The following is a 13,490-nucleotide window of genomic DNA, read 5'->3' on the forward strand; positions in this document are numbered from 1 at the left end:
GATAAGATGTGAGAAGGATAGGTTTCACCTCATTTCCATGAAGCGGTTTATGATTTTTTCAGGCAGCTCATCCCGGTTCTCCTCATCAACCGTGAATACCTCGAATTCTTTCCTCATCCTTTGAGCCAATTGGTGGCTGCTTGACCGATGCAGCACTGCAAGAACAGGTTTATTGGATTCCAGGACTGCTTCAACTGCCGAAACAAAAGCCTCGGATTTGAGCTCCATTGGCCCAACCTCATCGATAACTATCAGGTCACAATCCAGGGCATTCCTTAGAGCATTTGCCCCAATCCTTTCAAGATCTTTCAGGTTGACGTGATATTTTCCAACTCTAGGACCCTTTCCTCTGATAGAAGCCAGGAGTCCTGTTTTTCCGGTAGCAAGGTCTTTTATTGAGAATCCTTCCCTCTCCCCTTCATTCCGAATTTCGGCAGTCTGGATGCCGCCTATTTTTAAGCCCGACTGGTCGGCAAGTTTTTCAGCAACTTTTGCCACAACTGTTGATTTTCCAATACCTGGACTGCCGGTTACCGCGATTCTTAGCACGGTATTTAAGCCCGACTGGTCGGCAAGTTTTTCAGCAACTTTTGCCACAACTGTTGATTTTCCAATACCTGGACTGCCGGTTACCGCGATTCTTAGCACGGTATTTTCGCCCCCATTATATTCCCATTTCCCAGAATTATCTCATTTCCCTGAAAAATAGATCTTGATTTTATTTAAATCGGCAAGCAATGAAGCTTTACGTTGACTATAAAATGATTGCAGAACATACTGGAGTATACATCAGAAGTATCTATTGGGTTAACTTTAGCAAATATATACGAGGTTGAAAATTGTGACTACAGACCAGGAAATTCTTACCAGACTGCAGGAGATCGAGAAGAGAATAGAAAGAATGGAAGCTTCACTCGAAAGCATTAACAATATCCTGAAGAAAGTGGAGCAAAATACCTATTTTGGGTGTTATATGCCAGAGGGGAAACTGGAATAAAAATAGATAAACGGGAAATATATTTCCAGATTTCCCATACCTTACTTTTTTCGACGCTCCGCTTATTAATCGTTTGATGTTATTCCGAGGCAGCAAAAGAGGTGTCTCAAGGTCGCTTTTGTCCCGCGCTGAGGCGCAGATGGGACTAACCAGCTTTATGAATGAAAATCTAATCTGCTCTGTTTTGGGGAACTCAAGGATAAATCTTGAGAATTTAGTTGCAAAAGACGTTCTCTCAGATTCCTATTTAAATTAATTTTCTGGACTCTAAGTATTATTTACTCCATGTTTTCTTAAAAGGACTTCTTTTTTATATTAATATTCCAATGAGCAAATAAAAACAAAAGTATAAATTTGATAGTTTCTAATTTTTATTACTGAGAAGGTGTTTTTTGTGGACTATTACTCCCTCGACCTGCAAATCTCAAAGGGACCTGAAGGTTCCTACAACCTGTAAACAGCTTCAATTCTAGAAGATGGAGAGACTAAAGCCAGCCGAAATTTTGAACTCCGGCGCGATCTGAAACTTATTCAGATGCTGGATAGGATTGAAGAAAAAATTATTATTCCCAGACCCCAGCCTGAAGAAACAACTCATATTGAATTAGGAAAAATGCTGTACAATATTGTATTTTCAGGTGAACTGGGAGAGTACTTCAACAAACGCTTTAACGAAGTTCAGGATGAAAATTGCGGGCTCAGACTTTCATTGCAGTTCAGTGAAGATGTCCCGGAAATTGCAGCTTTGCCCTGGGAATATCTGCACGATGGAGAAGATTTTTTAATCACCAGAAGGAGCATTTTGCTCTCAAGACTTCCAGCCGGGGTAAAGAAAACCGAATCTAAACCACTTGATTCCGTTCTCCGAATGCTGGTAGTAATCTCAAGTCCAGAAGATCCCAAAATTCCACCATTAAACACCGAAAAAGAGCAGGAAATTATTCTGGAAGCCCTGGATAAGCTTCAGAAAGAACAAAAAATTAAGGTCGATTTCACAGAAGACGCCACCTTTGAAAACGTTCAGGGTTACCTTAACGAGCAAGAATATCACATAGTACATTTCACTGGGCATGGAGTAAGCAGAAACGGCAAAGGATATCTCGTATTTGAAACCGAAGATCGAAAAGCCAGACTAATAGACAATAAAATTCTCACAGACCTTTTTTCAGACATGGGCATGAGGCTTGTTGTGCTCAGTTCCTGCGAGTCAGCTAAAGGCTCGAACAAAGAAGCTTTCAGCGATTTAGCCAGTATGCTCTCAAAACGGAGAATTCCGGCTGTAGTCGCCATGCAGTACTCAGTACTGGATGATGTGGCAATCCAGTTTGCATATACGTTTTATAGAACGATTGCAAGCGGGAAATCAGTTGACATTGCCCTTAAAGAAGCCAGAATTGCAATGAAAAATTCAGAAAAGAGTAATGGATTTGACTTTGCAACGCCTGTGCTGTATCTTTCAGACTGCAATTGCGTTCAGGTAGGAGATATAAAACCCGAGCCTGCCGAATTTGTATTCAAACCTACAATGCTTTCGGATTTGCAGGTCATGAAAACTGGCTTCGTTGCTAGAAAAAAAGAGCTTCGAATTCTGGAAAAAGGATTTAGATCGGATATAAGGCGTGCTGCCATCATTCACGGCTTTGGCGGCATGGGAAAAACAGTACTTGCAACCCGACTTGCACTAAAGATGAACGAGTACTTCGATGGAGTCTTCGGGATGAAGTGCACTTCAACTACCAGACCTGAAGATATCCTGACAAGGATTAACAACTTCCTTATGATGAAAGGGAGGTTTGAACTTAATCAGATTCTTAATCAGCCTGAACCACTTGAAACTAAAACTTTCGTGCTGATAAATACACTTAATCAACTGCGTTTCCTTATAATCCTTGACAACTTTGAAGATTGCCTAGACGAAGACCGAAAAGAGATCGAAAGCCCTGAACTAAAGACATTTCTCCAGCAACTTCTGAATAACACCTACACAGGTACGAAATTCATCATAACAACTCGTTACGATTTTGACCCGCTTGAGGGCAGACTGCCTGAAAGCATAGAACATATTTCCCTTCCTGAACTTCACTTCCCGCAGACTAACTGGTTGATGAACAAGTATACAGAACTTGCAAATCTTGACATTCGGAAAAAGAAGCAGATTTACGATATAATAGGCGGACATCCCTGGACAATAGGGAAGTTTGCAAAACTTTCTTCTGTGCAGGGTGTGGACAGCTTAATGCTGGACTTAAAGCCCTTAAAAAAGGAACTTATGGAGTTTACCCTGCTTGAGAAATCTTTCTCGAAACTGGATTCAGAGGCTAAAAAACTTCTTATTTATGCCTCTATTTATGACGAAGCTGTCCCTGTAGAAGCATTATCATGGATTATTGGAGACGAAAAAGACGAAAGCCCATCTATTGTAGAACCTCTTCAAAAACTCATCCAGTGGGGTTTGATCTCAAAAGAGCAAGAATATGACCAAACCGTTTACATGGAACATACAATAGTCAGAAATTTCGCACAGGATAAGCTGAAAGAAGAAGGACTGGACAAAAAGAAGCTTCTTATCAGGGCTGCCAGATACTATGAAAACCTTGTCTCTCAAACCGGAAGCCTCTGGGATATTCTGAAAGCACGGGACTATTACTTCGAAGCGGAAGATTTTGAAAGTGCAAGCGAAATTGTAGAAAGTACTTCAAACCTCCTGATCCGCTGGGGGCATATTGAACTTGCAATGAACCTTTTGAACGAATCTATCAACTCGACATCAGGCGAAACAAAAACAAATGCCGAGTACACTCTTGCAACTATTTACTTCCACCTTGGAGACTTAAACACAGCATTGAAAATATATAATAACATTAGATATAAATGTGAAGAATGGGGGGACAAAAATGGATTTGCAGGAATACTGCACTCACTTGGAATGATTCATCAGGATCAGGGCAACTACGAAGAAGCCGTAAAACTGTACAACCAGTCCCTGAAAATTGCAGAAGAGCTCGGGAACAAAAGCGGAATTGCACACACACTGCACAATCTTGGAACGATTCATCAGGATCAGGGCAACTATGAAGAAGCCGTAAAACTGTACAACCAGTCCCTGAAAATTGCAGAAGAGCTCGGGAACAAAAGCGGAATTGCATCAACACTGCACCAGCTTGGAATGATTCATCAGAGGCAGGGCAACTATGAAGAAGCCGTAAAACTGTATAATCAGTCCCTGAAAATAAAAGAGGAGCTCGGGGATAAAAATGGATTTGCAATAACACTGCACCAGCTTGGAAGAATAAATGAAGAAGAAGGAGAATATAGTAGTGCTCTCAGAAATTATCTCATTTCTTTTTCAATCTTCGAGCAGTTGAATTCGCCTAATAAAGAAATTGTCGCAAGATCCCTTTTAATATTGCGAGATAAAATGGGAGAAAAGGAATTTGATGCTGAGTTTGAGAGGCTGGTGGGAGAATGATTTGTGAACCTATAAAGTGTCCTCACTGCGGGTATAGATACAGGACTGATGTAGAGAAATTTGTGGAAGATGGAGAAATAGTTGCAATTCGCACGGATTTTTCTGATGTTAAGAGATTATTCAAGAGAAAAACTGCCAAAAGTTTCTTTATAGATCTCAAATGCCCCAATTGCGAAAAAGAATTTGAATGGGAAGTGAAGACGTGACCGGGGGGGAAGCTGAGAGCGAAACCTATGAAGAAATTCCTGTTGAAACGGCAGAACCAAATCCTTTCTGGAAGCAGAATGCCTAAAAGCTTGTTGGGGAATCCATCTCCAGCGTGGAAGACACTGCAAAACAGTTTGTTACCATAACAGGGCTGCTCGAAGGGATTTATTTCCATGCGATAGCGTTTTCGGATGTAAAGAACGTGGAAGGGATTTCAGTCCTGATATACGCGGCTCCTCTTGTTTTATGGCTCGCAAGCCTGATTTTTGCGGTAATGGTGCTTGTCAGGAAAAAATATGGTATAAACATAAATTCAAGCCGGAAATCAAAGGAAACGTTTGAAGAAATTCTGGAAGAGAAATATAAGCATATAAGGATATCCAGTGTGTTTTTGATCCTCAGCTTTGTGGCACTTATTATTGCTCTCCTGCATTACATGGGAATTCTTTCCTACATATTTGAGATGTGGCAGAATTCTTCAGTTCAATTGTTCTAAGAATTGCTTTTCTTCTTTTGAGTTTGGTCTTTATTCATTTTTCAGTTTTCGAAAAGCTGGTCGCAAAGCGAACGGTGAGAGCCCCGTTCAAGAAAAACAATAACCATTCAGCCCGTAAAATGTGAATCCTCATTCTTCTTCAATTGTTGTCTCTGTTATGGATAATTTCATAGCTTACCTTTCCCCTGTCAATGCAGTCCCTGACAAGTTTTTCTCTCGGAGAAAGAGCTCCGGTTTTTCCGGTTTTGACCTCGACAAAGACTACCTTATTCATTTCTCCTTCCGAGAGCCCGTCAAAAACAATGAAATCTACAGGGGTGCCGAGGAAGCGGGCATCTTTAGGGTTGTACTCGAAATCCGGGAAATAGGGGATAAGGTGTTCCGTAACCTTGCCGCGGGTGACGGCTTCACTTTTCTTTACTGCGTCCTGGCGGATTTTTTTCTCCTCTTCCAATTTCCAGGTCCTGAAGAGAGTTTCGGCTCTTTCGGAAACCTGACGGTCCATCTCTCTCGCCTGCCAGGCTTCGAACATCTCCCTGGCACGGGACTCGGTCTTGCCTTTCAGGTCAATATATTTCAGGAGAAGATAAGCAGCAAGCAAGCCAAGTAAAAGGGCAAGAGTTGAAATTATCCAGTAGTCCACGGGTATTTCTCCGGAAAAGGTCAGGGTATATGAAAGGTAGGGTAGTGAAAGGTCAGAGTATATAATGAAATTATGTGAGAAATATGTCTCAAATAATAAATTTAGACTCTATAAATAGCTGAAATTATTTAAAACTTCTAGCAGGGCTTTCTTTAGATCAGGATAAATATGCAGATCAGAATAAATATGTAGATCAGACACAGGAAAATAAAAAGTCGAGATACTGGAAAATAAAAATTAAGACATTCAGGAAAGCAATTAAAAAATTCGTGCTGGCAGGGTATTTCCACTTACCAGACACGGGTGTTTTTCAGAGTTGCCAGAATATTTGTGAACTCATTGCTGAACCTGCACTTCACAAAGTCTGGAGAATTCAGGATGTTTTTCTTTATTTCTTGCAATCCGATCAGGAGATTTATATCGTCGCTGTATTCAAATTCTTCATCGGATGCCGTAATGTTCTCCGCAAGAACATCAAGAAGCTTTGGGTCGAGATCGCTTGTAAAATAAGCATCCAGAATCAGAAGATCTGAAATTCTCTTGTAGAAGTCAATGAGCTCCTGGTAGCCGGGTATAGAGTACTTTTTCGCTATTTGCTTCTGCCTGTTGAGATAAATCAGGTAGCGGGAGATTGTACTTATAATGTTTTCAGTAATCTCTTTTTTAGGGAACGTTATTGGAAACCTTTTCAGCATCTGTGCATTCAGACCGCTTGTGTTCCGTACTCCCTGGCGGCTCCAGATTTCGGGGAAAGCACTTGCTATCGAAGAGTTGAGCACGGCTGTAACATAGTGGTAGAGTGTAGGATCCCCGAGCACGATTCCTACTCCATTTGCAAAAACGTACTTGCCGGTCGGATCGTACGAAGCCTGCAGGCGTAAGTTACTGGTAACAATGATTTTAGGCGTATTAATGTATCTCAGGAAGCTCTCGTCCTCAAGGCGATAGTCAGCCGAATCGAATTCCTGTTTTTCAATTTTTGATTGCTGTTTAATTTCCATTAGATGCCTATAAGCTGCAGGAAACTTTGTTTTCAGTTCTTCGGGCTGGAATATCCTGTATTCTTTCCTTATGCTGTTGTCAAGGATCTCATAAGGCAGCATAAACTGGTACTTAGTTGACTGAACCGCAAATTCGCTTGGGACGGAATCATCCACATAGGGGTGCATGAGCTCCTTTTCTATACTTACCTGTTCTATGCCTACATTTGTGTGTGCATCTCTGCTGATGCAGGATGCATCTGTGCAGTTCTCTCTCGAAAGGTCAGCTCTTTGCAAAAAATCATTCGTTGGGGTAACACCTTCAAAAATTTCTATTGAGATGTCTTCTAGGGTTCTAGGGATTTTGCTCAGCCTTTCAACTATCTTGTCTTTACTCCAGAACATATATTTCACTTCTTTTTTATATATATAGGGAATTCCGGGTAAAATGGCTTCTCTGGTGGTTGGATCTTTAAAAATTCGTTTTTGATTTTGAGGCGCCTGATATTAACTCCTCATAATCTTCGTATTAGATGTTGGATGCACTTCTCGATATAATAATTTATTCTTAATAAAGGTTAACAATTGAAAAAACGGTTTTTCATTAAGGCTCAAAAATAAGAAATTAGCGCCATTAAATCTCACTTTTTTCTCAAATAAAATGAAGCTTTTTATGAATTAAGAAATAAATTTGGAGTTTACAATCCAGAAAAGACTTTTAATGTCATTCTCGCATTTTCCAGCATATTATGGTCGTTATTGAAATAAATATAGACTTTCTCAGGCCCAAATTCACGCATTTTCCTGAAAGTTTCGCTAATTTCTTCCATGGAATAATTATAATTGTACCAACCTTCCCTGCCGTGCATCCTCATATATATTATTTTTCCGGGAAAGATGCGGTTCCTGTAGTCCGGGGAATCTACTGATACCAGAGTAACCTCTTTCATAAGTTCTTCACATGCCTCATCATCACCGAGCAGCCTTCTATTCCTGATCTCCAGGGCGAATCTTTCCCCGAGTTTTGCGGCTTCTGCAAACCTGAGTGCCCTTGCTACATCATTGAAGTTCGGAGGCACCTGAAAGAGGTAAAAATCAATAATATGATCCATGGGTTCAAAAAGCTCCCTGAAATTCTCCCAGATTTCAAGGGAACTCCCACTGAGCTGGCGCCAGTGGGTTATGGATCTATGCACTTTTATGCTCCACCTGAGTCCTGCCCCTTTCGTGCTCCAGGCTTCAATCTGCCTGGGAAAGGGAAATCTATAGAAACTGGCGTTAAGCTCGACGCTGTTCAGGCTGGAATTTTCTATAAACCAGTCAAAGTTCTTCTTTTTGTTCCAATCATAGTACCAGCCGCTCGTTCCTACAAACACATCCATACATTTCCCTTTGGACTATCGGCTTAAAGGCAGAATTATTTCAGGTTCACCGGGTTTAGAAGTAGAAATCCTCACATTTCAGTGAAGCTTGTTCCCAGTATTTTTTATACCTTAATGTTTAATATTTCCCGGTCACTTTTGCAATCGTCCTGTGCACGCCATGTATACTCAACCCGCTTCCGAGATACATCATGGGGCAGTACCCTGTAATGCATTCTAGTTTCAGTTTCTGGCAGGCTTCAAGGGCTTTTTCGGTTTCGGTTCTCCAGTGGAGCCAGATTTTGCTTGCGCCTTTTTCCCTTAGTAGGGGAATTAGATCTCCGGGATCGGATTTTGTTATTCCTATAACTGCATTGGCTATGCCTGAGGGAAGAGAAGTGACATCTGTCAGAGAGTTAGGGTCAGGCTTCCCGGAAAGGTCTACAAGATAAACTTTTTTACCACGGTTTTTAAGTTCGGAAGCAGCCCATTTCATGGCTGGCTTTGTGCGGTCAGTAATTATTGTAAAAGCTTCTGCATCCCAGAATTTTTCCCGGTCTAAACCTGTTGGATCCATGTTAGATTCGCCTTCTTTTATAATCTGGATAAAATATAACTCATAAGTATAAATAAGTTGCAATCCTGTGATCTTTAAATTGATATTTAGAATCCTGTTTATTTTCTGCCTGTTTATCCTGCTTAGGGCTTTTAGAGTCTCTGCCCGCTGCCTGAAGCGCTCCGCCAAGTGCCTTTGCAAGTTCACAGTTTTGATTGCACCCCGAGGCACAGGTGCAGTATTTAGGCACGTTTTTCATCATCTACTGCCCTAGGAAACCGAAGGCTTTTAGTTTATCTTCATTTGCGGTCTGCACGAAGTTGTTTAAGTCCTGAATTCCATGATTTTTCACTCAATATTGTACGTTGTATATATATTACGTTGTATATATTCATATACCAGAGCGTCATAATTATATACCGATTTTTGATTGTACAGAAAAATGACCTTTAATAACAACCTTTATGAAGAATATAAGCTAACACCTAATTAACAGTGTTAATTTTTGAGCCTGGGTATAACAAGAAATTAACTTAAATAGTTTTAATCGGGGATAGTTCAGTTTCAAAAATTTCAGAGGCAAATTAAAAATGGAGACGGCTAATGAGAATTCTGAGATCAATTACAGAAATGAATTGCACTTTATCAAGGAAGAAGTAGCATCCCTGCGGAATGACATTTCACGGTTCTTGCAACGTGCAAACCAGCAGCACATCGAAGGAATAATTGGAGAGATGAGAAAGGACTTCATGAGACCTATGGTAGACTATCTATGTGAGGACGCAAGCGAGAGGATGCGTACCCGGATGACTGCTGACTGCGAGATGCGGGATTTTTGTGAGACCGCTTTCCTGGAGCTTTTACAGGAAACCGCAGGGCTTGTTGGGAAGGGCAGGGTCGAAACTGAAACCATAAAGATGTATCGGAACAGGCTTGAAGAACTAAAAAAGGAAACAAAAAACCTCAGTTGCAGCAGGTGTTTTCTAGAAGCTACGAATCTTTTTGAAAAACAAGTCAAACTCATGCGTTCGCTTCAGATTTATGAAGATCGGGAAGAAGAAGGTAACAAGATAGATATTAGTGAAATCGAGCCTGAGAGACTGGTCTCTGAGATCTGCGAGCCGGTAGCAAACCGACAGCGTCTCCTTATGCTCAAGGCACTTTCCGGGGAGAGTAAAACTTTCTCTGAACTTTCCAAACTTACAGGTCTGCGCGGTGGAAATTTACTCTTCCATCTTCAGAAATTGCTTGAGACGGGAATGATTTTACAGCGAAGTGAGCGAGGGGATTATATCATTACCAGAAAAGGTTATTCCACGCTTCAAGGGCTTTTCAGAATTTATTCCGAAATCGAGAAGGAATAAAAACTGAATAGATATAAAGGAAATTAGAGAAAAATAAAAGAAGTGAAGAAATATAAAGAAAATTAAAAAGGAATTAAGAAAGGAGAATCTTATTTCTCAACAAAACCGCCCTGATCTTATTTCTCAACAAAACCTCCTTGCTCAGGTTTTGTGATTTTATAAAAATAATTTCCCAGTGTCGCGATTAGATAAAAATTATTTCCCAGTATCTCAGGATTCTCTATACGTTCTTTGCCTTTCTGAAGTTTTCCGTGCTCAGGGATCAACAATAAAAACCTTAAATCCCTGTTATCTTTAAGAAGGAAATTTAAAGTTTTGTTATGGTAGAGATTTAACTTACCCTAATTATACCAGCAGATACACCTATTAACTTACTCTAATTATACTAACTGATGTACCTGTTCTGTAAATTATAGCCAACTGACTTATACCAGTTGACAAAAAATAAGGAAATAATGGAATACATTATAACTATTTTTTAACCATCATTTCCTATTGCATTAACAGGGCAAAGTTCCAGTGCCTCTTCACAGAGTTCTCTTTCTTCATCAGTTTCAGGTTGCTTATATACATAAGCGTTGGACTCATCTTCGTTCATCCTGAAGTTCTCTGGTGCGGTATCCACACATAGATGACAGGCTATGCAGCTATAGTCACAATAATAAGGTCCTGGAACATTTTCAGCAACTTTGTCTGCTTTATCAGCTATACTCTACTCCCCCATTGCATTTATTTCTCAATAAGAGTAATTAAGAGGATTTTATATAAAATTTAACATTTGAAAACGTTTTTTAGCGCTTCAAAATCCATGATTAGCTTTAAAATTCTGTAGACCTTAACCTGTAACGAAAAAACAGACTTATATCAACAATTGTCAGAAATTCTCTGTAAATGTTATAATCTTTTCTTATGGAAAGAGACTTGTATATAAATCGGCTTTTAGTCTGCTTCATAAAAATTATCTGTTCTAATAAATATATGTAATGATGGAACGGCGCGTTAAAAGCAGCTATTTTCTTTTAAAGCTCTGATAAAGATATAATCCCGAAATGGGATAGTAAGGATTCTTCTCTGCTCCCGAATATACCCTGAAAAGTTACCTTATTTATTTAATAACTTTCTTCTTTATAAGCAATTATATAAAACCAAATAAGGGGGAACAAGTATGGGAATAAATCTTGGAAACCAGAGCCCTGGAGACATGCCTATGAAACTCAGGCTGCCCGGGCCTGAGGTTTCGGGAATTAGCCAGATTGAAGAGCTCATTGCAAAGCGTAGATCCGTACGAAATTATAAAGACAAAAAACTCTCCGAGTCTGTGATTTCTCGTCTGCTCTGGGCAGCTCAGGGCGTAAGTTCGGAGACCGGCTTAAGAACCTCGCCTTCTGCAGGCGCGCTTTACCCGCTAGAAGTTCATCTCGTTATAGGAGAAAGCGGTGAGCTTGAGCCCGGGGTTTACAGGTACGTTCCTGAAGACCATACCCTTGTTCAGGAAATCTCGGGGGATATAAGGGAGAAGCTTTCAAAAGCTGCACTCTCCCAGCCCATGATTAAGAATGCTCCTGCTTCAATTGTAATCTCTGCAGTCTATGCACGGATAACGAGCAGATACGGAAATAGAGGTATTCGTTATACCCATATGGAAGCTGGGCATGCTGCCCAGAATGTATACCTCCTTGGAATGGAACTTGGGATAGGAACCTGTGCAGTAGGGGCTTTTAAAGATGAGGAGGTAAGAAGTGTGCTTAAGTTGCCGGCAAACCAGGAGCCTCTCTATATACTGCCCCTGGGTTACATATGATGAATTCCTTTCCATTATCGGGTTCTTGAAAGGGCTGTAAGAAGGGATTTAAAAAGGGAGTTTAGAAGAGATTCAGATGTTCCTTTTAAGCTCAGGGCTAATCTCGGAGTTTTCACGTATTAGCTTGCCATCAGAGTAAATGTATATTGCAAGCTCGCTTGTTGAGAACCTGACATCCCTGATATCCTCATCAGAAATCCCTTCTATATATTTAACCAGAGCTCTCAAGCTGCTCTGGTGAGCGCAGACCAGAACTTTTTTTCCTGCCTTTACAGCAGGCAGGATTTTCTCTTTGAAATATGGCACTGCACGTTCATATACAGCTTTGAGGCTTTCTCCTTCAGGCGGGCCAGGCTCAAAGTTCCACCGCCAGGAGGCAAGCTTCTCTGCTCCATATTTCTCTTCCATTTTCTGTTTTTTCCTGCCCTGAAGCCTTCCGTAGTAACGTTCGTTTAAAGCAGGCGTTAAATAAATCGGGATAAGCTTTTTACCGAGCTTTTCAGGATACGAATACCAGTCTACTTTCCCTGTACTATCTCCATCGCCTGACCCTTCGTGGACAACAACTCCTGTCTTCTTCTGCCCGGACAGTATTATGAAAAGAGTTTCCTGTGTCCGGACGAGGTTTGAGGCAAAAGCAAGGTCCAGCTCAAACCTTCCAAGCTCTTCTGCACACTCAAGAGCTTCTTCAATCCCCTTCCTGCTGAGAGGAACATCTACCCAGCCGGCAAGCCTGTCATCAGGCTTTAAGCCGGGTTCTCCATGCCTGACAAGTATAAGAACACCCATATAATTCTACTCCATTAAAAATTAAATTCTTAGGAAAACATTTTTTATAAAAATTACATTTATATAAAAACTATGTTAGGCAGATAAGTTATTATAATCAAGTAAATAAGTTTCAATAGTTGGAAGTCAGTAAATTCTCAGGTTTTATTATCTCTTCGGTGCAGGCTTGAACTCAAGTCTGGTGTCGTAAAGAAGGTGCCAGAGATCGCCTTTTTTTTCAATTCTATCCGCATCGATTACAGCTCCCTGTCCCTCAATCTTGAACCTTATACTGCGCTTCCCGAATGTAACTTTTCCGAGCCTGCTTTCCATCCTGCTGTAATCAAGGGCATCAGCAAGCCTGACAAGGGCAGCCACTCTCAAGGTAAGCTGCTGAAGATCTTCTGGCATTTTTCCGAATTCCTTTCCTTTAAGCTTCTCAAGTTTTTCATTTCCAATCCTTTTTTTATGCAGGAAAGCCGTCCAGTAAATGACTGGCCACAGCCTTTCAGGCACTTCCGATGGCGGGTGCTGGAGCAGAATAAGTCTTCCTGCTTTATGATGATTCTCAAAATCCTTAGCCGCGCCTATATCATGAACAAGCGCCGCTATCTCTACAAGCTTTCTCATCTCAGGACGCAGTCCATGAACAGAACTAAGGATATCAAAAAGCTCAAGAGCATTCCTTGCCACATTATCGGCGTGGCTGCGTTCAATTCCATAAACATGGAAAAGATCTTCTAAACGCAGAGGCTCAGACGAAAAGGCTTTCTCCGAATAGCCAGATTTTGAAGATCCGTCAGTTACACTCAAATTTGACTCCTTTCTTATTTTTCTCTCATTAATAT

General features: G+C 40.8%; 15 protein-coding genes. 6 read left to right on the forward strand and 9 right to left on the reverse strand.

Annotation, left to right across the window (positions count from 1 at the left end):
* Positions 1–24: 24 nt before the first annotated feature.
* On the reverse strand, positions 25–648 hold the full coding sequence (locus MSTHT_RS03495) for an NTPase (RefSeq protein ID WP_149761830.1): 624 nt from the start codon (positions 646–648) through the stop codon (positions 25–27).
* A gap of 193 nt (positions 649–841) precedes the next feature.
* Here MSTHT_RS03495 and MSTHT_RS14335 point away from each other — a divergent pair, with 193 nt between their 5' ends.
* The 4 genes from MSTHT_RS14335 (at position 842) to MSTHT_RS03510 (ending at position 5,169) form a co-directional block, all read left to right on the forward strand.
* Positions 842–997, forward strand: coding sequence for a hypothetical protein (locus MSTHT_RS14335; RefSeq protein WP_156149703.1), 156 nt, complete (start codon positions 842–844; stop codon positions 995–997).
* Positions 998–1,532: 535 nt separating this feature from the next.
* Positions 1,533–4,466, forward strand: coding sequence for a tetratricopeptide repeat protein (locus MSTHT_RS03500; RefSeq protein ID WP_048166584.1), 2,934 nt, complete (start codon positions 1,533–1,535; stop codon positions 4,464–4,466).
* Positions 4,463–4,672 (forward strand): hypothetical protein, encoded by a 210-nt coding sequence (locus MSTHT_RS03505; protein WP_048166585.1) that lies wholly within the window; start codon positions 4,463–4,465, stop codon positions 4,670–4,672. The genes MSTHT_RS03500 and MSTHT_RS03505 overlap by 4 nt, the downstream gene beginning before the upstream one ends.
* A 113-nt stretch (positions 4,673–4,785) precedes the next feature.
* Positions 4,786–5,169 (forward strand): hypothetical protein, encoded by a 384-nt coding sequence (locus tag MSTHT_RS03510; protein WP_048166586.1) that lies wholly within the window; start codon positions 4,786–4,788, stop codon positions 5,167–5,169.
* Positions 5,170–5,308: 139 nt separating this feature from the next.
* Here the strand turns inward: MSTHT_RS03510 and MSTHT_RS03515 are convergent, their stop codons facing one another.
* The 5 genes from MSTHT_RS03515 to MSTHT_RS14745 all read right to left on the reverse strand — a co-directional run bounded on the left by MSTHT_RS03515 (position 5,309) and on the right by MSTHT_RS14745 (position 8,971).
* Complete coding sequence (locus MSTHT_RS03515; protein WP_148704294.1) at positions 5,309–5,812, reverse strand: Holliday junction resolvase-like protein; 504 nt, start codon at positions 5,810–5,812, stop codon at positions 5,309–5,311.
* 290 nt (positions 5,813–6,102) lie between these two features.
* Positions 6,103–7,197 (reverse strand): hypothetical protein, encoded by a 1,095-nt coding sequence (locus MSTHT_RS03520; protein WP_048166587.1) that lies wholly within the window; start codon positions 7,195–7,197, stop codon positions 6,103–6,105.
* A gap of 293 nt (positions 7,198–7,490) precedes the next feature.
* A complete protein-coding gene (locus MSTHT_RS03525) occupies positions 7,491–8,174 on the reverse strand; it encodes a DUF72 domain-containing protein (RefSeq protein ID WP_048166588.1) in 684 nt (227 codons plus the stop codon).
* 118 nt (positions 8,175–8,292) lie between these two features.
* Entirely contained in the window at positions 8,293–8,730 is a 438-nt protein-coding gene (locus MSTHT_RS03530; RefSeq protein ID WP_048168356.1) for a hypothetical protein, read from the reverse strand.
* A 40-nt stretch (positions 8,731–8,770) separates the two neighbouring features.
* A complete protein-coding gene (locus MSTHT_RS14745; protein ID WP_181952261.1) occupies positions 8,771–8,971 on the reverse strand; it encodes a hypothetical protein in 201 nt (66 codons plus the stop codon).
* Between the two features lie 328 nt (positions 8,972–9,299).
* On the opposite strand from MSTHT_RS14745, the gene MSTHT_RS03535 reads away from it, so the two are divergent.
* Positions 9,300–10,073, forward strand: coding sequence for a winged helix-turn-helix domain-containing protein (locus MSTHT_RS03535; RefSeq protein ID WP_048166589.1), 774 nt, complete (start codon positions 9,300–9,302; stop codon positions 10,071–10,073).
* Positions 10,074–10,551: 478 nt separating this feature from the next.
* Here MSTHT_RS03535 and MSTHT_RS03540 read toward each other — a convergent pair whose 3' ends face one another.
* Positions 10,552–10,782, reverse strand: a complete 231-nt coding sequence (locus tag MSTHT_RS03540) for a ferredoxin (protein ID WP_048166590.1) — start codon at positions 10,780–10,782, stop codon at positions 10,552–10,554.
* Between the two features lie 456 nt (positions 10,783–11,238).
* Here MSTHT_RS03540 and MSTHT_RS13975 point away from each other — a divergent pair, with 456 nt between their 5' ends.
* A complete protein-coding gene (locus MSTHT_RS13975) occupies positions 11,239–11,874 on the forward strand; it encodes a SagB/ThcOx family dehydrogenase (protein WP_082086744.1) in 636 nt (211 codons plus the stop codon).
* A gap of 72 nt (positions 11,875–11,946) precedes the next feature.
* Here MSTHT_RS13975 and MSTHT_RS03550 read toward each other — a convergent pair whose 3' ends face one another.
* Together MSTHT_RS03550 and MSTHT_RS03555 are read right to left on the reverse strand one after the other, a co-directional pair.
* Entirely contained in the window at positions 11,947–12,663 is a 717-nt protein-coding gene (locus tag MSTHT_RS03550) for a histidine phosphatase family protein (protein WP_048166591.1), read from the reverse strand.
* A gap of 147 nt (positions 12,664–12,810) precedes the next feature.
* A complete protein-coding gene (locus MSTHT_RS03555; RefSeq protein WP_048168358.1) occupies positions 12,811–13,455 on the reverse strand; it encodes an HD domain-containing protein in 645 nt (214 codons plus the stop codon).
* Positions 13,456–13,490: the final 35 nt, after the last annotated feature.

The sequence above is a fragment of the Methanosarcina thermophila TM-1 genome (assembly GCF_000969885.1).
GTDB lineage: Archaea > Halobacteriota > Methanosarcinia > Methanosarcinales > Methanosarcinaceae > Methanosarcina > Methanosarcina thermophila.

Coding starts and splice junctions, on each gene's coding strand:
- MSTHT_RS03525 (WP_048166588.1), bottom strand. CDS start 8,174: ATGGATGTGTTTGTAGGAACGAGCGGCTGGTACTATGATTGGAACAAA.
- MSTHT_RS14745 (WP_181952261.1), bottom strand. CDS start 8,971: ATGATGAAAAACGTGCCTAAATACTGCACCTGTGCCTCGGGGTGCAAT.
- MSTHT_RS03530 (WP_048168356.1), bottom strand. CDS start 8,730: ATGGATCCAACAGGTTTAGACCGGGAAAAATTCTGGGATGCAGAAGCT.
- MSTHT_RS03535 (WP_048166589.1), top strand. CDS start 9,300: ATGGAGACGGCTAATGAGAATTCTGAGATCAATTACAGAAATGAATTG.
- MSTHT_RS03500 (WP_048166584.1), top strand. CDS start 1,533: ATGCTGGATAGGATTGAAGAAAAAATTATTATTCCCAGACCCCAGCCT.
- MSTHT_RS03505 (WP_048166585.1), top strand. CDS start 4,463: ATGATTTGTGAACCTATAAAGTGTCCTCACTGCGGGTATAGATACAGG.
- MSTHT_RS03520 (WP_048166587.1), bottom strand. CDS start 7,197: ATGTTCTGGAGTAAAGACAAGATAGTTGAAAGGCTGAGCAAAATCCCT.
- MSTHT_RS03550 (WP_048166591.1), bottom strand. CDS start 12,663: ATGGGTGTTCTTATACTTGTCAGGCATGGAGAACCCGGCTTAAAGCCT.
- MSTHT_RS13975 (WP_082086744.1), top strand. CDS start 11,239: ATGGGAATAAATCTTGGAAACCAGAGCCCTGGAGACATGCCTATGAAA.